This is a genomic window from Kribbella sp. VKM Ac-2568 (assembly GCF_004345365.1).
Classification (GTDB): domain Bacteria; phylum Actinomycetota; class Actinomycetes; order Propionibacteriales; family Kribbellaceae; genus Kribbella; species Kribbella orskensis.
Genome location: NZ_SLVF01000004.1, coordinates 93,833 through 113,270, shown reverse-complemented (window position 1 = coordinate 113,270; position 19,438 = coordinate 93,833). Strand labels below are relative to the sequence as shown.

Sequence of the window (19,438 nt, the reverse complement as noted above, 5' to 3'; positions counted from 1 at the left end):
TGAAACTATGGGTGCAGCTACTTACTCGGCCGCGGCGGCGACCGACTCGTCGGCGGCGGCCTCCGGCTCGTCCCGCTCGATGCCGGCCTCGGCCTCGGCGTCGGCCAGCTCGGCGTCGACCTGCTCGGCGGTCTGGGCCGCGGTCACGTTGACGACCAGGGTGTCCGGGTCGATGGCCAGCGTGGTGCCGGCGGGCAGCTTCAGGTCGGACGCGTGGATCTGGGCGCCGACGTCCAGGCCCTCGACGGACACGACGACGCCGTCCGGGATGTGGGTGGCCTCGGCCTCGACCAGGATGTTCGGGTTCTCGACCACGACCAGGGTCTCGCTGACGGCCTCGCCCTCGATGTGCACGGCGATCTCGACCTGGACCTTCTCGCCACGCTTCACGATCACCAGGTCGACGTGCTCGATGGTGTTCTTGATCGGGTCACGCTGGACCTGCTTCGGCAGCGCCAGCAGGCTCTCGCTGCCCTCGACCTCGATCAGCAGCAGGGCGTTCGCGGTCTTCAGCGCCAGCATGGTGTCGTGACCGGGCAGCGTGATGTGCACCGGGTCCGTGCCGTGGCCGTACAGAACGGCGGGCACCTTGTGGTCCCGGCGGATTCGGCGGGCAGCACCCTTGCCGAACTCCGTGCGCGACTCGGCTTGGATCTTGACCTCGGCCACGAGATGAACTCCCTCAAAAGCGTTGCGGTGATCTGTTGTCGGTTGCTGGCCTCAGCGGGCACGTCTTGACTCCGGTAAGGCGTCAGGCAACGAACCACCGCGTCGATCACGGAGCCGCTCCCGCCAGGTCGTCACGAGCTGCGTCATGACCGACTTTTGTCCGGGGGGCGTCCCTCGCCGAGGCAACCAAAACAGTCTACCCACGCTTGGCCTCAGACAGGAAATCCGTTCTCCCACCGGTCACCTGCGATCACTCGCCATCACCAGGCGTGCCCAGCGCCGCCCGCGGGCATACCGTCGGACCATGAGAATCGTCTCGCTGCTGCCGTCCGCGACCGAGACCTGTTTCGCCCTCGGCGCCGGGGCGGACGTCCGCGGTGTCACCTTCGAGTGCGACTATCCGGCCGACGCACGGACCCGCCGGATCGTGTCGACCAGCAACCTGCCCGAGAACCTCGACCCGGCCGGGATCGACGCCGCGGTCCGGGCCCGGGTGGCCGCCGGCGAGGACCTCTACAAGCTCGACCGCGACGCGCTGCGCGACCTCGATCCCGACCTGGTGATCACCCAGGACCTGTGCGCGGTGTGCGCCCTCGATGTGGCCGACGTCGAGGAGGCGCTGTCCTACCTGGGCTGCACCGCCGAGGTGCTGACGACCGACCCGCACGACCTGGACGAGGTGTTCGACTCCATCGAACTGATCGGGAAGGCCGTCAAGCGCCCGGCCGGTCCCCTGGTCGACGGGCTCCGCCGGCGCCTCGCCGCCGCCCGCACCGAAGGTGACACCCGGGTGATGCTGCTCGAGTGGACCGACCCGCCCTTCGCGCCGGGGCACTGGATCCCCGAGATGATCGAGCTCGCCGGCGGGGTGAGTGTGCTCGGCAGCACCGGTCTGCGCTCCGTCCGGACCACCTGGCCCACGATCGAAGGCGCGCGGCCCGACGTGATCGTGTCCGCGCCCTGCGGATTCGACCTCGAGGGAGCCACCTCGCTGACCCTGGATCTGCTCGATCGCGGCGTGCTGCCCAGCGGCGTACCGGTGTGGGCTGTGGATGCGAACGGGTGCTTCGCGAGGCCGGGGCCGCGGCTGGTGGATGGTGTGGAGGCGCTCGCCGGGCTACTTCACGACGGGACTGTGGATCCCGGAGTGGCCCGGCGTCTCCGCTAAATTCGCCAGATGTCCGCTCTCTTGATGCTGGCCTTCTTCGGGGTGCCGTTCGCCGCGATCATCGGCCTGGTCCTCTGGGTCGCCGGGCGGCGGCGGGACTTCCTCAGGGCCCGAGCGCACGCGGCCGCGCAGTACGGCTGGTTCCATGTGCCGCCGAGCCCGTGGCTGTCCGAGGTGGCGGGCCGGGTGTACCAGCGGGGCAGGCCGGGCGAGATGGTCGCCGGAGACTTCCGCGGCCGCGGGATGTGCGCGCTGGACTACACGTATACGACGACCAGCAGCAACGGGGAGACCACCACCACGACCACCCACCAGGTCCACCTGGTCGCCCTCAACCTGCCGGTGGCGCTGCCGCCGCTGACGCTGACGAAGGACTCTGGGTTCAAGCGGATGGTCGGCGGCCGCGACCTCGAACTGGAGAGCAAGGTGTTCAACGACACCTTCCGGATCAGCTGCGCCGACGACCGGTACGCGCACGCCGTGCTGCATCCCCGGATGATGGAGTGGATGCTCTACAACCCCGGCCTGGAGTGGCAGTTCGCCGGTAATGCGCTGGTCAGCTGGGGCACCGGCTCCTGGACTGTGCCGGACGCCCTGGCCCGGCTGGAGGCGATGAACAGGCTGATCGACCTGATCCCGCCGTTCGTCCTCAGGGACTACGGCCGCATGGTCAGCTGAGCCTGGTCCACACCTGACGCAGCCCGCGGGCGGCGTCACCTTCGAGGCCGGCGGCGTCGAGGGTCTCGGCGAGCTCGTCGAACTCGGGTCCCCAGCGCCAGGCCACGCTCGTGAGGTTCTCGGGCAGCGCGGGGTCCTTCAGCGATTCGGCGTCCTGACGGACCTGCTGAGCCGTCAACGCGTCCGTCACGCCGTGCTTCGCCGCCAGTTCGAAGGCCAGTACGGCGAGCGCCGCCTTGCCCTTGTTGTAGAGCGCATACGCTGATTTGGCTGCGCTCGCGGCGCCGACCTGGTCCCCGACGACCATCGGAGTCACGGCGGTTCCCACCCAAAGGTCAGCGGCCTGCTGCGCGGCGGAGCCCGACAACATCAGATGCGTCGGGCTCGGTCCACCTTTGGGCGGCGGCCCGACCACGCCGGCGTCGATGAACGTCGCCTCGGGCAGTACGGCCTGGGCTTCCTCGAGCGACTTCGGCGACAGCGGGTTGGCCTCGATGTAGAGCCCGGCGAACCCCGCGGCGCCCACCTGCTTGGCGACGTCCACCGCGCCCTGAGGAGCACACGAACACAGCACGACCTCGGCGGATCCCACCGCCTCGGCGAACGGCGTACCGATCAGGCCGGCGGCCTCCGCCCGCTCCACGGACGCCGTACTGCGGCCCTCCGGCACCCAGTGGACTTCATGGCCGGCGGCAACCAACTGCGCCGCGAGCTGGGACCCCATCGCGCCAGGGTGGAAGACAGCGATCCGCATCAGGACATCCGATCCTCGGGACACTAGGTCTGACCAAGATAGGCCAGTACGGCGAGCACCCGGCGGTGGTCCTCGGCGTTCGAGACCAGGCCGAGCTTGGCCATGATGTTGCCGACGTGGGTCTCCACGGTCCGCTCGTTGAGCCAGAGCCGGCGGCCGATCCCGACGTTGGTGCACCCCTCGGCCATCAGCGCCAGTACCTCGCGCTCCCGCGGCGTCAGCGGCCCGAGCCGGTCGTCGGCGTGCGGGCGGCCGATCAGCCGGCCCACCACCTCCGGGTCCAGCGCGGACCCGCCGGCCGCGACCCTGCTCAGCGCGTCGAGGAACTGGTCCACGTCCAGCACTCTGTCCTTGAGCAGGTAGCCGAACCCGCCGGAGCTGACCAGCTCGACCGAATGGCGGGTCTCGATGTGCTGGGAGAGCAGCACGATCCCCATCCGCGGATGGCTGACCCGCAGCCGCCGGGCGGCACGGGCGCCGTCGTCGGTGTGATCGGGTGGCATCCGGATGTCGATCACGGCGAGGTCGGGACCGGTTTCGCCGACCACCGTCAGCAGGGTCTCGGCGTCACCCGCGCGGCCGACGACGTCGTGCCCCGCGTCCACCAGCAAGCGCGCGAGGCCCTCGCGGAAGAGCGCCGAGTCCTCGCCGATCACGATCCGCACGGCAGCACCGCCTCGATCGTCGTACCGCGTCCGGCCGGGCTGTGCATCGACAGGGAGCCGCCGACCGCGGCGACCCGGTCGACCAGGCCGCTCAGCCCGGAACCGGGTCTCGGCGTCGCGCCGCCGCACCCGTCGTCCTCGACCCGGACCCGTACGTCGTCGTCCGACTGCGCCACGCGGACCGCGATCGAGGTCGCCTGCGAGTATTTCGCCGCGTTGGTGACCGCCTCCGCGGCGACGAAGTACGCGGTGGTCGCCAGGTCGTCCGGGAGCCGGCCAGGGCAGATGTGGAGCTGGACCGGGATCGGCAGGGTCTGTGTGATCGCGCTCAGCGCCGCGTGCAGGCCGTCGTCGAGGCTCGTCGGCCGCAGCCCGTGTGCGATCTGCCGCAGCTCGGCGATCGCGGTGGCCAGTTCGGCGACGCCCTGGTCCAGCAGGCCGTTCACGTCGACCGTGCCGTCGTCCAGATGCCGCTGAGCCAGCCGCATCGCCATACCGAGGGACACGAGCCGCTGCTGAGCACCGTCGTGCAGATCGCGCTCCAGCCGTCGCCGCTCCTCGTCCCCCGCCTGGACGAGCCGCGACCGGCTGGCCTCGACCTCCCGCAATGCCCCGGCCAACTCTGCCCGCAACCTGGTCACCTCGACCAGGCTCGCCGCCCCGATCGCAACAGCCTTCAGTACTGCGGGACCGCTCGCCCCGGACGACGCCAGTACTCCGATCTGTACTCCGCCGAGCATGACTGGCACGGCGCCGGTGGTTCCCACGGGGGCGCCGGTGGCGTCGATGAAGCCGGACGAGCCGGGCACGAGCAGACCGACCCGGAGCGACGGATCCCTCAGTGCGATCTGCAGGGCCTTCTCCAGCTCTTCCGGCTGGGCTTGCTCGCTGTGGATCCGCCACTGAAGGTCTTCGATCGCCAGGAGAGCGGCACGACGCGGCGGGTAGAGCCGGCGATCCACCACGCGTTGCAGACGTGCTCGCAACGGTGAAAGGACCAGCGCGCACGCCGCGGTGGCAGCCGCTGCGGCCGTCGCCGAGCCCTTGCCTAGGAACAACCCGAGAGTCAGCGCGGTCACCGCGTAGGTGCCGAGGAGAACCACCATCACGATCCCGTAGGTGACGGTGTCCGCCAGCACGCGGTCCACGTCGTACAGGTCGTGGCGCAGCATGGCGACGGCAACCGACGCGGGCAAGGCGATCAGGGTGGCGATGCCGAAGACGGTGGAGACCAGGCCGGTGTCACCCGTGACCACGATCTCGGTGAGACAGACAAAGGGGTAGACGACGGCGGCGAGACCTGCGAGCGAGAGCCACTTCAGCTGGGCCCTCGGCGCACCGGTGGAGCGGCGGAAGCGCACGAAGAGCGAGATGCCCGACGCCACCAGCAGCGCGATCATCAGGCAGAAGCAGACCAGGCCCAGCGCCTCCACGAGTGGCGAGGGCGGACCGAACGGCCTGGGCAGATCTTGCAGAGGCGCGAGGAACGGGGTGGTCGCCACAGCGCCAAACGCCTGCTGCGCGATGCCGAGCGCCACCATGGCGACCGCGACCACCCGCCAGCGCTTGCTCGGCAGACGGCCGTCCGGGAAGTGCAGCAGGACCATGGCAACCACGATCGGCAGCCACCAACCGCTCTCGTCGAGCACGGCCACCACGCGGCTGTCGAGCGGCAACGCGCCTGGATCGGCGAGCACCACGTTGTAGTAGACGTCCCGGGCCGCGAGGTACATCGCTATCGCGCCGACCAAGGTCAACAGCGGTCCGACGACGTTGTCTGGAACCCGTCGGCTGATCACCAGCCCTAGAACCGCGATCGCAGTACTGATCGCGCCGAGAACGGCGAAGTTCCGGGCGGTGTGCTGGCCGGTCTCATGGGTCATCAGCAGCCAGATGCTGCCCGCCAGCATCGCCAGAACGAGCAGGAAGGTGCCGAGCGTCGCCCATCGCGGCCACCGCATGTCGTCAGGGTAAGACCGTTTGCTGTCGGGCGGCTCCGAGTCAGCACGGAGATGGAAGCCCGGGCTCGCTCCGATGTGCCGGCAGGGTCTCCCGGGCTTTGCTGAGCAGGTCAGATCGAATCCCCGGAGGAGGTTCCCGATGTCCGTCGATACCGTTCGCACCCAGACCGTCACAGACCCGGTCACACGCAACCGTGTGGGGCTGGTCGCGGTCCTGTTCTCCGCAACATCGCTCATCGCTGTGGGCGGCGGGCTGCTGTGGCCCGAACCGGCCGCCGGAGGCGATACCTACGCCTATTCCGACATCCAGCCGGACCGAGCAATGTGGTGGGGGCTGCTGCTGGCCCTCAGCTCGATGCTGGTCCTCAACGTGCCGGCCCAGGCCCTGCTCACGACGTTCCTGGTCCGCCGCCGCGGCGCCCGGTGGGCCACCGTCGGCGGCGTGATGATGTGGATCGGTACCGCGCTGTACGCCACCGGGGTGGCGGGGTGGGCCGCCGCGTACTACTTCGCGACGGCGCCAGGCGTGGATGCCGGCCTGATCGAGAAGATCAACGACGACTGGGCGCACCTGTTCGTGCCGTTGATGATCGGCTCGTTGCTCGTTGCCCTGGGCACCGTCGTCCAGGTGGTCGGGCTGTGGCGCTCCCGGGCCGTGCCGCGGTGGATCCCGCTGCTCTGGCTGACGATCGTGGCGACCTTCGTCGTCCCCGGCAACGGAATCGCCGGGCTGGCCACCGCGGTACCAATGACTGCCGCGGCGCTCGGCACCAGCTACTACGCGTGGCGCCGAGCAGGTCAGTGAGGGTCAGGCGCGGCCGTCGAAGAGCTTGGTGACGGAGCCGTCCTCGAAGACCTCGCGGATCGCCTGGCTGATCAGCGGGGCGATGGACAGGATGTTCAGCTTGTCGAACCGGCGTTCGGGCGGGATCGGCAGCGTGTTGGTGACGATCACTTCGCTGGCCTGGCAGTTCTTCAGCCGGTCGACCGCCGGGCCGGACAGGATCGCATGGGTCGCGGCGATCACGACGCCCGCGGCGCCGGCGTCCATCAGCGCGTCGGCGGCCTTGCAGATGGTGCCACCCGTGTCGATCATGTCGTCGACCAGGATGCAGACCCTGCCCTCGACCTCACCGACGACGCGGTTCGCGACGGTCTCGTTCGGCCGGTCGATGTCGCGGGTCTTGTGGATGAAGGCCAGCGGCGCGTTGTTCAGCCGGGCCGACCACTGCTCGGCCACCTTGATCCGGCCGGCGTCCGGCGAGACCACGGCCAGCTGCTGGTCGCCGTACTTGTCCCGGACGTAGCCGCTCAGGATCGGCAGCGCCATCAGGTGGTCCACCGGGCCGTCGAAGAAGCCCTGGATCTGCGAGGTGTGCAGGTCGACGCAGATCAGCCGGTTCGCGCCCGCGGTCTTGAACAGGTCCGCCATCAGCCGGGCCGAGATCGGCTCCCGGCCGCGGTGCTTCTTGTCCTGCCTGGCGTACCCGTAGAACGGCAGCACCACCGTAATCCGCTTGGCCGACGCCCGCTTCAGCGCGTCGACCATGATCAGCTGCTCCATGATCCACTCGTTGATCGGCGAGGTGTGGCTCTGGATCACGAACGCGTCGCTGCCCCGGACCGACTCCTCGAACCGGACGTAGATCTCCCCGTTGGCGAAGTCGTACGCCGACGTCGGCACCAGGCCGGCGCCGAGCTGCTCGGCGACCTCCTCGGCCAGGCCCGGGTGGGCCCGCCCGGAGAACACCATCAGGTTCTTCTCGGTGGTCCGTTTCATGCCGCTCATGACCGCGCCTCCCGTTGTGCCTCCCCGCCAGTGTCACCCGGCGAGCCGTCCTGCGCAGCCGCTTGCGCATCTTCGGCGGCCTTGGCGGTCTTGGTGCCGGCGCGCTTGCGAGCCACCCAGCCGGCGATGTTGCGCTGCTTGCCACGCGCCACGGCGATCTCGCCCGGGCCGACGGCCTCGGTCAGCGCCGTACCAGCCGCGATGTACGCGCCGTCGGCGATGTTCGCGGGCGCGACCAGCACCGAGTTGCTGCCGATGAAGGAGTGCTTCCCGACGATGCTGCGGTGCTTCGCGACCCCGTCGTAGTTGGCGAAGATGGTGCCGGCGCCGACGTTCGCGCCCTCGCCGATGGTGGCGTCACCGGCGTACGTGAGGTGCGGAACCTTGGCGCCGTCCGCGATCGAGGTGTTCTTGGTCTCGACGAAGGTGCCGATCTTCGCGGCGACGCCCAGCGACGTACCGGGCCTGAGGTAGGCGAACGGACCGACGGAGGCGCCCGCGCCGATCACCGAGCTCGAGCCGTGGCACCGGATGATCGTCGCGCCTTCACCGATCTGTACGTCGGTCAGCGTCGTGTCCGGGCCGATCCGGGCGCCGGAGGCGACGGTGGTCGCGCCGTGCAGCTGGGTGTTCGGCAGCAGGGTGACGTCGCGCTCGATGGTGACGGTCTGGTCGACCCAGGTGGTGTTCGGGTCGACCACGGTCACGCCGTCGCGCATCAGCTGGTCGAGCGTGCGACGGTTCAGCTCGGCGCGGAGGGTGGCGAGCTGAACCCGGTCGTTCACGCCCTCGGTCTGCATCGCGTCCTCGGTGACGTACGCGCCGACGCGCTTGCCGTCGCCTCCGGCGATCGCCAGCACGTCGGTCAGGTACAGCTCACCCTGCGCGTTGTCGGTGGTGATCCGGCTCAGACCGTCGCGCAGGGTCGCCGCGTCGAAGGCGTAGATGCCGGCGTTGATCTCGTCGATCTGGCGCTGATCGGGCGTCGCGTCCTTGTGCTCGACGATGCCCGCCACGCTGCCGTCGTCCGCGGGGATGATCCGGCCGTAGCCGGTCGGGTCCGGGACGCGGGCGGTCAGCACGGTGACCGCGTTGCCGCTGCGGTCGTGCTCGGCGACGAGCTCCTGCAGCGTCTCCGGCTGGAGCAGCGGGACGTCACCCGACGTGACGATGACCGCCCCCTCGAAGCCTTCCGGTACGGCGGTGAGCCCGGAGCGGACGGCGTCGCCCGTGCCCAGCTGCTGCTCCTGGACGGCGGTCCGCACGTCCGGGTCGATCTCGGCCAGGTGTGCCTCGACCAGTTCCCGGCCGGTGCCGACCACCACGACCAGATGCTCGGGCACGAGTGCACGGGCGGTGACCACCGCGTGCCCGACGAGGCTGCGCCCGCCGATCTCGTGCAGAACCTTGGGGGTCGCGGATTTCATCCGAGTCCCCTGACCGGCGGCCATGATGATGACCGCCGCAGGACGGTGGGAAGTCACGCGGTCTTCTCCTCGAGTTCCCGGCGAGTTCGGGTGGAACTTCTGTCAGTGCAACTCTCAGGGCACTCGAAACGGTGCCTGCGCAAGCCTACTTGCTCAGCTCGCGAGGCTTCGCAGTGACTCCACCAGCCGCGCCTCGGTGAAGCCGGTGTACTCCTTCATCAGGCGGTCCCGGGCCGCCTCGTTGTACCCGCGCCGGGCGACCTGCCGGTAGTACTCCGTGACGGGCTTGATGCCGACCAGCTTGATCAGCTGCTCGACCGCGAGCCAGCTGATCCCGTAACTGTCCGTAGCGGTGAACTCGTGACCTGTGGGCAACCTGGTGAGCTCCCCGAGCACCCGGGTGCTGATCTCCTGGCGTTCGCGGGCGACACCGGTGGAATGCCCGGCTCTGACGAGTGCCAGCTTCCCGGCGTACTCGGCCATGCCTTCCGCGAGCCAGCGCGGCGCGCCGTCGCCTAGGCGGACCGGGAGGAGGTGCATCAGGACGTGCTCCATCTGGGCCGAGTCGAAACTGCGCTGAGCGCCCGGCCGGATCACCACCCAGCCACCGGAGGGCCGCTCGTTCCCGATCAGCGAACTCGGCATCGGGCGGACGCTGGCCGGCTCGTTGCCCGCGGCGTTCGAGGTCGCGGTCGCGGTCGTCGTCGCGGGGAGGTCGGTCAGCACCTCCGGGGTCTTCATCGCGACGACGAACGGGACGGTCTGCAGAAGGCCGGGCCACAGCTTGCGGACCTGCTGCGCCGATCGGACGGTCTCCTCGGCCAGCCTCAGGGCGAGTGCGCGCTGCCCTCGGTCCACGATGACGACGACGTTGGTCCGGCGGACCACCTGAATACGGCCGAAGTCCCAGGGCTGCCGGTTGGACCCGATCGCCTCGTCGAGGTCGTTGTCGGCGACCAGGTAGAGGCGGCCGCGCTTCAGCGTGTACGTATACCCGACATCCGTCGACGCCTGCGGCAACCTGCTTCCGGTCAGGACGTACCGCATGGTGACGCGGAACGTGCCGGTCGCGGGACCGAACCGGCGTACGGCCTCGTAGTTGCTCCAAGGCTCGGCTCGGCGGTAGATCGCGCTCATGCCGACGGCCTGGAGGTTCTGGAAGAGCCGCGCCTGCTTCGCCTTCAACGCGGGCGTCACATCCCGCAGGAACAGCGGCAGGTTGTTCGTCTGCACTGCGATCCCCCGCCGCGCCAGACTCGCGTCCACCGCTGCCGCGAGGGTGGGATTCACCTCGCCGGTCCGGCTGGGTCGCACGTCACGCAGGGTGCTGCCGTGCAGGGCCGCGCTGGTCAGGTCGATGTCCCTGCCGACCGGCGTGATGGCAAGGGACAAGCTCCCGACCACTACAGCCACGGCGACCAGAACCGGCCACAAGTCGGGCCCCACAGACGCCACCCAGCGACGTACCGCCGCCCAGACCTCAGGCATCCCACCGCCCTCTCCACGAACGCGGGCCCATCCTCACCCACCTCCACCCCGCTGACAAACTCAGCTGACGGGGAGGGTTCGCTGCCAGCCCTCGAACACGAGGGTCGGGGTGAAGCCGACGGAGAGGTAGAGGTCCAGGGCCGGGGTGGGGTTGTTGGTGTCGACGAGGAGGATCGTGCCGTCGCGGCCGGCTGCCGCGTCGAGGGCGAAGGCGTCCCGCAAGAGGAACTTCGCGAGGCCGCGGCCCCGGAACTCCTCGAGTACGCCGAGCATGCCGACGTGTCCGCAGTTCTCGCCGAGGAAGTCGTCGCTGCAGTCGCGGACGGCGACCGCCCGGCCGTCGATCTCCAGCAGGGTGAGCTGGGACCAACTGGAACTGGCGTCGCGCATCTCCACCCACTCGTCGTGCGGCCTGGGGCTGAAGCCGTACTGGCCGCGGAAAGTGTCGATGATGAGCTCGTGCGCGACCCATTGGGTAGCCGCGTCGGGCGCTCCCCGACGAACCACGACGCCGTCCGGCACCTCCGGAGCCTCGACCGGTCCGGTGTGATCGACCCGCATCCGGTGGTACGTCGTACCGGTGGTGAAGGCATGTTCCGACAGCAGGGCCCGCAAGCTCTCGTCGTCGCGGTAGACGAAGGTGTCGACGGTGATCTCGGCATGCCCGGCCTCACGTCCCATCTCGTCGGCCCGCAGCATCGTGCGATCGAACAACCAGGCCGCGACGCCGGGCACCGTTGAGGTCAGCTGGATCTCGATCGACTGGCGACCGACCCGGCCGAACGTCGTCCCGTAACCCACCGGCGCCCCATCCTCGGCGATCACCAGCCACCCGTCGGCCGCGCAGTCGAACCCAGGATCCGCGATGCCTTCTCCGACCTGCGCCAGGGTGCAGTCGGGCAACCCGACCAGCCCCGTGTTGTACGCCGAGACCAGTCCGAAGATCGCCTCGGCATCACCAACCTCCGGCGCCCGAACCGTCAACCCCTCAGGCAGTACAGCGGTGGTCTGCATGCCTCATGGTGGTCGCGCCCCAGCCTGCTGGCCAGGGCTCGGCTACGGTTTCCGGGTGGCTGTGTTCGAGCGGAGTGTGCAGGTAGAGCAGACGTTGGACTATCAGCTGATGGCCAACGGGTCCGTGACTCTGTTCTGGCAGCCGGAGGTGTTGAACAAGACGACGGGCTGGCTGGCCAAACACGGCTACCAGGTCGTCCGGGTGGACACCTCCGGATGGCGGAGCGACGACGACCTTCACGACGGGTTGTCTCTTGCCCTCGACTTCCCCGAGTACTACGGACGCAACCTCGCGGCGCTGAACGACAGCCTCAGCGACGTTGCCGCCGGCGATCTCGGCTGGACCGACGACGACACCGGCCTCGTCCTGGTCCTGGAGCACTACGACGCCTTCGCGACCGCGGACCCGGCCCTCGCCCACCATCTCCTGGACGTCTTCGCCGTCCAGGCCCGCCACGCCCTCCTGATCGGCCACCGCCTCCTCTGCCTGGTCCAATCAGACAACCCCGACCTGGTGCTCACCCCGGTAGGAGCTACCCCCATCCCCTGGAACCCCATCGAGTGGCTCGACTCCGCCCGGCACCCGTAGTACAGGCCTTATTTGGGGCGGTCGTGGCGGATGTCGTTGATTACTGCGCCTATTACTACTGCGCCGCCTAGGAAGGTGATGAGAGCAAGGACGGCGATCAGAGCGCGCGGGCTGTCGAGGGTGTCGCGGAAGAGCTTGGTGGCAGCGCTGACGCCGATGACGCAGAGAGCCAGGCCACCGAGCAGGAGAACGACCCGCAGAACCCATCTCATCGCCTGCTCCTGACCCCGGACACAACCCAAGCCTTGAGTATCCGCGCTCCCGCTCCCACCCGCCACGACCTCAGGTGCCGGTGACTCCGCAGATTGTGATGCCTGACCAACCGCTGCCAGGCACTCCTCCAGGCCTTCATGACGACAGGCACTCGAGCGGGCGCCACCAAGATGTTCCTGACAACCGGCGCCGAAAATATCGCCGCCCGATCCCTGTACGAAGCAATGGGCGGCGGGCTCGCGTCGCAGGGCCCGACAGTCAACTACTGGTTTTGCTGAACGATCAATAAGTCGCCATCGCGACCTTTGTGAGAGACCTTTCGGATTTACCGGAGAAATGCAGTTGCCAGCGCGACGGCTTATAGCAAAAATGGGACAACAGTGCAAGACTTCAGAAGGGACGACGGGTTCCGCGTCGTCGGCTCCGCCCCTGCCGTCCGGCCCAGCAACCATAGGCCCGCCGTTGATCGCGCACCCGGCAGACAGCAACTTGGGGGAGAGACAGGATGTCCGACGATCCTAGAAATCGGGAAGAATTACTGACGCAGATCGAAGACCGGCGGGCAGGCATCACCGCCTTCCTGCACGAGGTCCGGCCGCGCCGCAACCGGCTCACCAACGTCAGCATCGTCAGCAGTGCGCTGGCGGCCGTATTCGTCGCGGGCCCGGCCCTGGGCGGTGTGGGGTTCACCGACACCATGAAGCAGGAACTGTCCTTGAGCACTGCGGCAGGCGTATGGCGACCACTCTGCATTGCCGCCTTGATCGTTTCACTGGTGTCGGTCATTTCGGCCAATCTGAGCAAGACGCACGACTTGACCGCCCGCATCGCCGCCGCGGAGGTGTGCAATACCGAACTGGAAGCGGTGATGACGTCGCTCCATTACGGCCACCTCTCGATAGACGAAGCCGTCGAGCAATACCACCACTGCGTCAGCAAGGTCCCCTTCGTAGAGGAGGACCACGAAAGAACCGCCGGGCACGCTGCGCACTGACTTGCCGGGAGATTGAGCTGCCGCTGGGGCGGATGAGCTCGCCGAGGTGGAGGCACAGCTCAAGGTCGAGCTGCCCAGCGAGTACCACGCAGTACGACGCAATCGTCTACAAGCCTGCGCATTCGGTCGGGCTGCTGTACCTGAGCCGCCCGCTGCTCGACAACGGGCGGCCGCTCGGATTCGCCCGCTGGTACCGCCGCTGGCTGGACGCGGCCGACGGCCTTCAGCTGTCAACTCAGGCGCCGAGTACACCGAGGAAGCCGGCCAGACCGCCCTGGCCGAAGCCGTCAACCTCGCCCACTCCCTCGGCGGCACCCTCGCCGGCCCTCAAGACCGCCCCGACCTCCGAGTAATCCTCGACCCCGCCGGCCACCCACTCTGCCTCTTCCTGGATTGAGAATGCCAAGTTCAACAGGCGGTGCGCTTGTCCACATCAATCCGATTCTGAACGTCTCTGATCTCCAGGCCAGCATCAGGTTCTATACAGAGGTGCTCGACTTCGAACTGCTTGACACCTTCGGGGATCCGGCCGACTTCGTCATCATCCGCTGGGGCGAGCAGCATACGGGGAGCCCAGCCGATCCCGGGGTTGGCGAGAGGCTTACGAGGGTTCGGTTCTGGGTTCCAGGACTACTACTGCGGTTTCGGTCGAGCGGAGGGAGGCGTAGGCGTCTAGTTTGGTGTCGATTTCGCGCCACTTGGACCACAGGCGGGAGCGTTCTTCGCCCTCGGCGGCGCGGGCTCGTACCTGGCGGGTCTCGCTGGGCAGTTCGACGGATGTGTCGGGGTTCGCCTGGAGGTTCAGCCACCAGGCTGGTTCTCCGTCTGCCCAGCCATTCATGGCCAGGGTTACCACGCTCGGGCCGTCCTCGAAGTAGCCGATGATCACCTGGTGCGTCCGGCCGGAGCGGCGGCCGATCGTCGTCAGCCGAGCTGTGCCCCAGCGACCGGGCTTCGGGCGCCACAACCCAAACCGGCCGCCGCTCACACGACAAATCGCCCGGTGCGTAGACCACGCGAGCCGGACGAACCAGCGTGGCGGTAGCCGCACAGCCCGCTTCCGATCGTCAGACACCATCGGTCCCTCCCCGGCTCGACGAGAGCGAGCCTACGAGGCACCGACGCCGGCGTCCATGAGATGACAGAACCCCCAGGTCAGAGACGTTCTGACCTGGGGGTTTGTGGTGCTCCCCCGCCTGGTTTCGATCCAGATCTTCGAGATTCAAAGTCTCGCGGGCTGCCGATTACCCCACGGGGGATCGCGATGTTCGCCCGGACAGTCTGCCATGGGTGAGGTCGACGACACGCGAGGGGTTCCCTACCTACGGTGCCGTAGGTTACGGTTGCGTAGGTAAGCCGTCCTCCACCCAGAGGGATACCACGATGACCCCACCCGCCGTAGCCGCACCGGAGGCGCCCACCCGCGCCCAGCAGGGCGACGACTTCGACGTCGAGACCGGAACGCTCGGGGGTGAGCAGAAACGGCCCTGGGAGCAGGTCGCGCTCGCGTTGTTCATCGGGATCCCGTTCCTGGCGGTGCTGGCGGCGGTACCGATCGCCTGGGGCGGATTCCTCGGCTGGCGCGACATCGTGATCGCGGTGGTCTTCTACACGATCGCCGGGCACGGCATCTCGATCGGCTTCCACCGGTACTTCACGCACAAGTCGTTCAAGCCGAACCGCCCGCTCAAGTACGTGCTGGCGATCGCCGGGTCGCTCGCGATCGAGGGGCCGGTGGTGCGCTGGGTGGCCGACCACCGCAAGCACCACAAGTTCTCCGACCGCGACGGCGACCCGCACAGCCCGTGGAAGTACGGCACCAGCCTCGGCGCCCTGACCAAGGGCTTCCTGCACGCGCACATCGGCTGGCTCTTCGATACCGAGCAGACCCCGCAGCGGCAGTACGCACCCGACCTGCTGAAGGACCGCGACGTCGTCAAGGTGTCGCGGATGTTCCCCTTCCTGGTGCTGGGCTCGCTGTTCGCGCCGGCCGTCATCGGCGGGCTGTGGTCCTGGTCGATCGAGGGCGCGCTGACCGCCTTCTTCTGGGCGAGCCTGGTCCGGATCGCGCTGCTGCACCACGTCACCTGGTCGATCAACTCGATCTGCCACACGATCGGCGACCGCCCGTTCAAGAGCCGGGACAAGTCCGGCAACGTCTGGTGGCTGGCGATCCTGAGCCAGGGCGAGTCGTGGCACAACCTGCACCACTCCGACCCGACCTGCGCGCGGCACGGAGTACTGAAGGGACAGCTGGACACGTCCGCCCGATGCATCTGGTTCTTCGAGAAGATGGGCTGGGTCTCGGACGTCCGCTGGCCGGTCAAGGAACGTCTCGAAGCGCGGCGGGTGACCGCTGTGGACCAAGCGGCAGCCTGAGCGGGCCGTTAATCTCCCACCCGTCACCCCCTCTGTACGGCATGATGCTGACGTGATCTCGACGTGACGGAACCCAAACCCCGGCGCTCGACCAGGGTCCGGATGACCAGTGCCGAGCGTCGTGAACAACTCATCGTCATCGCCCGGGGGCTGTTCGCCCAGAAGGGCTTCGAGGCGACCTCGGTGGAGGAGATCGCGGCCCGCGCCGAGGTCTCCAAGCCGGTCGTGTACGAGCACTTCGGCGGCAAGGAAGGCCTGTACGCCGTGGTCGTGGACCGGGAGGTCCGCAGCCTGCTCGACACGGTGACCGCGTCGCTGACGGCGGGTCGTGCGCACGAGTTGGTGGAGCAGGCGGCGCTCGCCCTGCTCGACTACATCGAGAACTCCTCCGACGGGTTCCGGATCCTGGTCCGCGACTCCCCCGTCGGCTCGTCCAGCGGGTCGTTCATCTCGATCCTCAGCGACGTCGGCACCCGGGTGGAGCACATCCTGGCCGAGGAGTTCAAGCGCCGCGGGCTGGACCCGAAGTTCGCCCCGATGTACGCGCAGATGCTGGTCGGCATGGTCGCGCTGACCGGGCAGTGGTGGCTCGACGTACGCCGGCCGAAGAAACCTGACGTCGCAGCTCACCTGGTCAACCTGGCCTGGAACGGCCTGTCCGGCCTCGAGGCGAAGCCGACGCTCTCCACCCGGCCGCACAAATAGACCCCGCAGCACAAAGCACAAGCAGATAGGTAGACCGGGGTAGGACGGAGATATCCGCCCGTGGCATGACCCGGCGGGCGGCGGTTCCCCGTACCCTGGCCGACATGACGGGGACCTTGAGCGGAATCCTGACGCCCCGCCGCGTCGCTCAGCACAGCAAGGCGTTCGACCTGTTGCTGGCCGGCGGACTGACACTCTTCTTCGGGTTCCTGTCGCTCGCGCAGGATCAGTACGCCGGCCTCCTCGGGGTGGCGATGCTGGTCCCGCTGATCTGGCGCCGGACCCACCCCGAGCTCGTCTTCTTCAGCGTCTCGGCCGTGGCCGTGCTGCAGTGGCTCAGCGGCGCCCGCCTGCAGGCGGGCAACGTCGGCCTGCTCGTCGCGCTCTACACGATCTCCGTGTACGGCGCGGTCCGCTACAGCCGGATCGCCCTGGGTGTCGGCGGCCTCGGCGTACTGATGGCGACCGCTCGGTACTACGGCAACTCCGACTGGCGTCAGCAGATCACCATGATGGTGGCTCTCGGCGCGCTGGTCTTCGGGGTCTGGGCGTTCGGCGAGCGCCGCCGGACCAGAGGCCTGTACGTCGCTCAGCTGGAAGAGCGCGCGGCCCAACTCGAGAGGGACCGGGATCGCGAGGCCAAGCTCGCCGTGTCGAACGAGCGGACCCGGATCGCGCGGGAGATCCACGACGTCGTCGCGCACGGGTTGTCGATCATGATCGTGCAGGCCGACGGGGGTCTGTACGCCGCGGACGCGTCCCCCGAGCAGGCGAAGAAGGCGCTCGCCACCATCGGCGACACCGGCCGCGCCTCGTTGACCGAGATGCGCAAGATGCTCGGCCTGCTCAAGCAGGACGCGCAACCCCAGGACGGTTCAGCACCGCTCGATCCGAACCAGCCACGCCCGCAGCCCGGCGTCTCCTCCCTGCCCGAGCTGATCGACAACGTCCGCGACGCCGGGCTCTCGGTGGACTACCAGGTCACCGGCACGCCGCGGGATCTACCCGCGCTGCTCGGACTGACGGCGTACCGGATCGTGCAGGAGGGGCTGACCAACACGCTGAAACACGCCGGGCCGGGGGCGCGGACGTCCGTCCATCTGGACTTCGGCCGGGAGATGCTGACCGTCGTGGTCACCGACGACGGCCGCGGTGCCGGCGTCGCGCCGAGCAGCGACCCGGGTCACGGCCTGGTCGGGATGCGGCAACGCGCCTCCATCTCCGGCGGTACGGTGAACGCCGGACCGAAGGCGGGCGGTGGTTACGAGGTGATCGCCAAGCTGCCGTACAACCTTCCCGCTGGAGGAGATCAGTGACCGGCGCCATCCCCGATGCCCCGTCCGACGCCAAGACCGACGACGTGATCCGCGTGTTCCTGGTGGACGACCAGGAGCTGGTCCGGGCCGGATTCACCATGCTGGTGGACTCCCAGCCCGACATGCGGGTGGTCGGTCAGGCCGGTGACGGCGGCGAGGCGCTGGAGAAGCTCCGGGTGACCGCGAGCGACGTGGTGCTGATGGACGTCCGGATGCCCCGGCTGGACGGCGTCGAGGCGACCCGGCAGCTCCAGTCGTTGCCCCAGGCCCCCAGAGTGATCGTGCTCACCACGTTCGACCTCGACGAGTACGCGTTCGCCGCGATCAAGGCCGGGGCGGCCGGGTTCCTGCTGAAGAACACCCCGCCGGCCGACCTGTTGTCGGCGATCCGGCAGGTGCGCTCGGGCGACGCCGTCGTCTCCCCCAGTACTACGCGCCGGCTGCTCGAGCACTTCGCCGGAGCGCTGCCGGACGACGAGCGCGAGCGGCCCGACCTGGCCGCCCTGACCGCCCGCGAGCGCGAGGTGCTCGTCGAGGTGGCCCGCGGCCTGTCGAACACCGAGATCGCCCAGCTCTTCACGTTGTCCGAGGCAACAGTAAAGACGCACATCGGCCGGATCCTGGCCAAGACCGGGCTCCGCGACCGCGTCGCCCTGGTAGTCCTCGGCTACGAGACCGGCATCGTCAAGCCACACAGCTGAGCGGTCAGCGAGCTAGTACGACCCAGGTCGTACGCCGAGTCCATTCTGTGGTCCGACTCTTTCGGGGTGGCTCGTCACTAACTTTCGGAGTGTGGGTGAGAACGTCTCGCCCCCGAGCACTTCGAGGAGAACGATGACGATCCAGACCGGCGACCTGCCTGTCGACGACCTGCCGCTCGGCCGTCTGCCGCAGGACGGCACCCTGCGGACGGCGATCCGCGCCCACGAGCTGCGCAAGGTCTACGGCCAGGGCGATACCGCGGTGGCGGCGCTCGACGGGGTGTCGGTCGACTTCGGCGTCGGCCGGTTCACCGCGATCATGGGCCCGTCCGGGTCCGGCAAGTCGACCCTGATGCACTGTCTGGCCGGGCTGGACACGCCGACCTCCGGTCAGGTGCTGCTCGGTGAGACCGAGCTGACCCAGTTGCCGGACGCGGAGCTGACCAGGATCCGGCGGGACCGGATCGGCTTCGTCTTCCAGTCGTTCAACCTGCTGCCGATGCTGTCGGCGAAGGACAACATCCTGCTGCCGCTGGAACTCGGCGGCCGCAAGCCCGACCAGCAGTGGATGGCTACGCTGATCGACGTACTCGGCCTGCAGGACCGGCTGACCCACCGACCGTCGGAGCTGTCGGGCGGTCAGCAGCAGCGGGTCGCTGTGGCCCGTGCGTTGGTCGGCCGCCCCGAGGTGGTGTTCGCCGACGAGCCGACGGGCAACCTGGACTCGCGGTCCGGCGCCGAGGTGCTCGGCTTCCTGCGCCGCTCGGTCCGGGAGTTCGGCCAGACCGTGGTGATGGTCACCCACGACCCGCTGGCGGCGTCGTACGCCGACCGTGTGGTGATGCTTGCCGACGGCAAGCTCGCGGGTGAGCTGCTGGACCCGACGCCGGAGACCGTGCTCGGCGCGCTGCGGCAGCTGGGGGCCTGA

General features: G+C 68.7%; 21 protein-coding genes and 1 pseudogene. 11 read left to right on the top strand and 11 right to left on the bottom strand.

What is annotated here, in order from left to right:
* Window positions 1-21: 21 nt before the first annotated feature.
* Window positions 22-669: a 50S ribosomal protein L25/general stress protein Ctc gene (locus EV648_RS11710; protein WP_132289085.1), complete on the bottom strand. Its 648-nt coding sequence runs from the start codon at window positions 667-669 to the stop codon at window positions 22-24.
* Between the two features lie 304 nt (window positions 670-973).
* Here EV648_RS11710 and EV648_RS11705 point away from each other — a divergent pair, with 304 nt between their 5' ends.
* Both EV648_RS11705 and EV648_RS11700 read left to right on the top strand, forming a co-directional pair.
* Window positions 974-1,837 (top strand): cobalamin-binding protein, encoded by an 864-nt coding sequence (locus EV648_RS11705; RefSeq protein ID WP_132289082.1) that lies wholly within the window; start codon window positions 974-976, stop codon window positions 1,835-1,837.
* A gap of 9 nt (window positions 1,838-1,846) precedes the next feature.
* Window positions 1,847-2,515, top strand: coding sequence for a hypothetical protein (locus EV648_RS11700; protein ID WP_132289079.1), 669 nt, complete (start codon window positions 1,847-1,849; stop codon window positions 2,513-2,515).
* Here EV648_RS11700 and EV648_RS11695 read toward each other — a convergent pair.
* The 3 genes from EV648_RS11695 to EV648_RS11685 are packed head-to-tail and all read right to left on the bottom strand — an operon-like array spanning window position 2,508 to window position 5,895.
* Window positions 2,508-3,269: a DUF1932 domain-containing protein gene (locus EV648_RS11695; RefSeq protein WP_132289076.1), complete on the bottom strand. Its 762-nt coding sequence runs from the start codon at window positions 3,267-3,269 to the stop codon at window positions 2,508-2,510. The two genes, EV648_RS11700 and EV648_RS11695, sit on opposite strands and share 8 nt — an antisense overlap.
* 23 nt (window positions 3,270-3,292) lie before the next feature.
* Window positions 3,293-3,934, bottom strand: a complete 642-nt coding sequence (locus EV648_RS11690) for a response regulator transcription factor (RefSeq protein ID WP_132289073.1) — start codon at window positions 3,932-3,934, stop codon at window positions 3,293-3,295.
* Window positions 3,922-5,895 carry a sensor histidine kinase gene (locus tag EV648_RS11685; protein ID WP_158293969.1) on the bottom strand — a complete coding sequence of 658 codons (1,974 nt, stop codon included), beginning with the start codon at window positions 5,893-5,895 and terminating at the stop codon, window positions 3,922-3,924. Before EV648_RS11685 ends, EV648_RS11690 begins: the two co-directional genes overlap by 13 nt.
* 139 nt (window positions 5,896-6,034) lie before the next feature.
* On the opposite strand from EV648_RS11685, the gene EV648_RS11680 reads away from it, so the two are divergent.
* Complete coding sequence (locus EV648_RS11680; protein ID WP_158293968.1) at window positions 6,035-6,700, top strand: hypothetical protein; 666 nt, start codon at window positions 6,035-6,037, stop codon at window positions 6,698-6,700.
* Window positions 6,701-6,703: 3 nt separating this feature from the next.
* Here the strand turns inward: EV648_RS11680 and EV648_RS11675 are convergent, their stop codons facing one another.
* The 4 genes from EV648_RS11675 to EV648_RS11660 all read right to left on the bottom strand — a co-directional run bounded on the left by EV648_RS11675 (window position 6,704) and on the right by EV648_RS11660 (window position 11,613).
* Entirely contained in the window at window positions 6,704-7,684 is a 981-nt protein-coding gene (locus tag EV648_RS11675; protein WP_132289064.1) for a ribose-phosphate diphosphokinase, read from the bottom strand.
* A complete protein-coding gene (gene glmU / locus EV648_RS11670; RefSeq protein WP_132289061.1) occupies window positions 7,681-9,168 on the bottom strand; it encodes a bifunctional UDP-N-acetylglucosamine diphosphorylase/glucosamine-1-phosphate N-acetyltransferase GlmU in 1,488 nt (495 codons plus the stop codon). Before glmU ends, EV648_RS11675 begins: the two co-directional genes overlap by 4 nt.
* A gap of 96 nt (window positions 9,169-9,264) precedes the next feature.
* A complete protein-coding gene (locus EV648_RS11665; RefSeq protein ID WP_241995062.1) occupies window positions 9,265-10,557 on the bottom strand; it encodes a hypothetical protein in 1,293 nt (430 codons plus the stop codon).
* A 102-nt stretch (window positions 10,558-10,659) separates the two neighbouring features.
* Window positions 10,660-11,613, bottom strand: a complete 954-nt coding sequence (locus tag EV648_RS11660) for a GNAT family N-acetyltransferase (protein WP_132289058.1) — start codon at window positions 11,611-11,613, stop codon at window positions 10,660-10,662.
* 55 nt (window positions 11,614-11,668) lie between these two features.
* On the opposite strand from EV648_RS11660, the gene EV648_RS11655 reads away from it, so the two are divergent.
* Entirely contained in the window at window positions 11,669-12,202 is a 534-nt protein-coding gene (locus EV648_RS11655; RefSeq protein ID WP_199234554.1) for a barstar family protein, read from the top strand.
* Window positions 12,203-12,210: 8 nt separating this feature from the next.
* On the opposite strand, the gene EV648_RS11650 is transcribed toward EV648_RS11655, so the two are convergent.
* Window positions 12,211-12,414, bottom strand: coding sequence for a hypothetical protein (locus tag EV648_RS11650; protein ID WP_132289055.1), 204 nt, complete (start codon window positions 12,412-12,414; stop codon window positions 12,211-12,213).
* A gap of 506 nt (window positions 12,415-12,920) precedes the next feature.
* Here EV648_RS11650 and EV648_RS11645 point away from each other — a divergent pair.
* Window positions 12,921-13,409 (top strand): hypothetical protein, encoded by a 489-nt coding sequence (locus tag EV648_RS11645; protein ID WP_132289052.1) that lies wholly within the window; start codon window positions 12,921-12,923, stop codon window positions 13,407-13,409.
* 235 nt (window positions 13,410-13,644) lie between these two features.
* Here EV648_RS11645 and EV648_RS42555 read toward each other — a convergent pair whose 3' ends face one another.
* The gene (locus EV648_RS42555; protein WP_158293967.1) at window positions 13,645-13,815 is read right to left on the bottom strand and encodes a hypothetical protein; all 171 of its coding nucleotides are present in this window, start codon (window positions 13,813-13,815) and stop codon (window positions 13,645-13,647) included.
* On the opposite strand from EV648_RS42555, the pseudogene EV648_RS45175 reads away from it, so the two are divergent.
* A pseudogene (locus EV648_RS45175) lies at window positions 13,809-13,919 on the top strand (VOC family protein); the annotation flags it as partial. The gene EV648_RS42555 and the pseudogene EV648_RS45175 overlap by 7 nt on opposite strands.
* Window positions 13,920-14,010: 91 nt before the next feature.
* On the opposite strand, the gene EV648_RS11635 reads toward EV648_RS45175, so the two are convergent.
* The gene (locus tag EV648_RS11635; protein ID WP_241995061.1) at window positions 14,011-14,397 is read right to left on the bottom strand and encodes a nitroreductase/quinone reductase family protein; all 387 of its coding nucleotides are present in this window, start codon (window positions 14,395-14,397) and stop codon (window positions 14,011-14,013) included.
* A 395-nt stretch (window positions 14,398-14,792) separates the two neighbouring features.
* Between EV648_RS11635 and EV648_RS11630 the strand changes: the two genes are divergently transcribed.
* The 5 genes from EV648_RS11630 (at window position 14,793) to EV648_RS11610 (ending at window position 19,438) form a co-directional block, all read left to right on the top strand.
* Window positions 14,793-15,788 carry an acyl-CoA desaturase gene (locus tag EV648_RS11630; protein WP_132289046.1) on the top strand — a complete coding sequence of 332 codons (996 nt, stop codon included), beginning with the start codon at window positions 14,793-14,795 and terminating at the stop codon, window positions 15,786-15,788.
* A 102-nt stretch (window positions 15,789-15,890) separates the two neighbouring features.
* Window positions 15,891-16,493, top strand: coding sequence for a TetR/AcrR family transcriptional regulator (locus tag EV648_RS11625; protein WP_370452711.1), 603 nt, complete (start codon window positions 15,891-15,893; stop codon window positions 16,491-16,493).
* A gap of 104 nt (window positions 16,494-16,597) precedes the next feature.
* Window positions 16,598-17,809, top strand: a complete 1,212-nt coding sequence (locus tag EV648_RS11620) for a sensor histidine kinase (protein ID WP_132289040.1) — start codon at window positions 16,598-16,600, stop codon at window positions 17,807-17,809.
* Window positions 17,806-18,510, top strand: coding sequence for a response regulator transcription factor (locus tag EV648_RS11615; protein ID WP_255512842.1), 705 nt, complete (start codon window positions 17,806-17,808; stop codon window positions 18,508-18,510). The genes EV648_RS11620 and EV648_RS11615 overlap by 4 nt, the downstream gene beginning before the upstream one ends.
* A 133-nt stretch (window positions 18,511-18,643) precedes the next feature.
* A complete protein-coding gene (locus EV648_RS11610; protein WP_132289037.1) occupies window positions 18,644-19,438 on the top strand; it encodes an ABC transporter ATP-binding protein in 795 nt (264 codons plus the stop codon).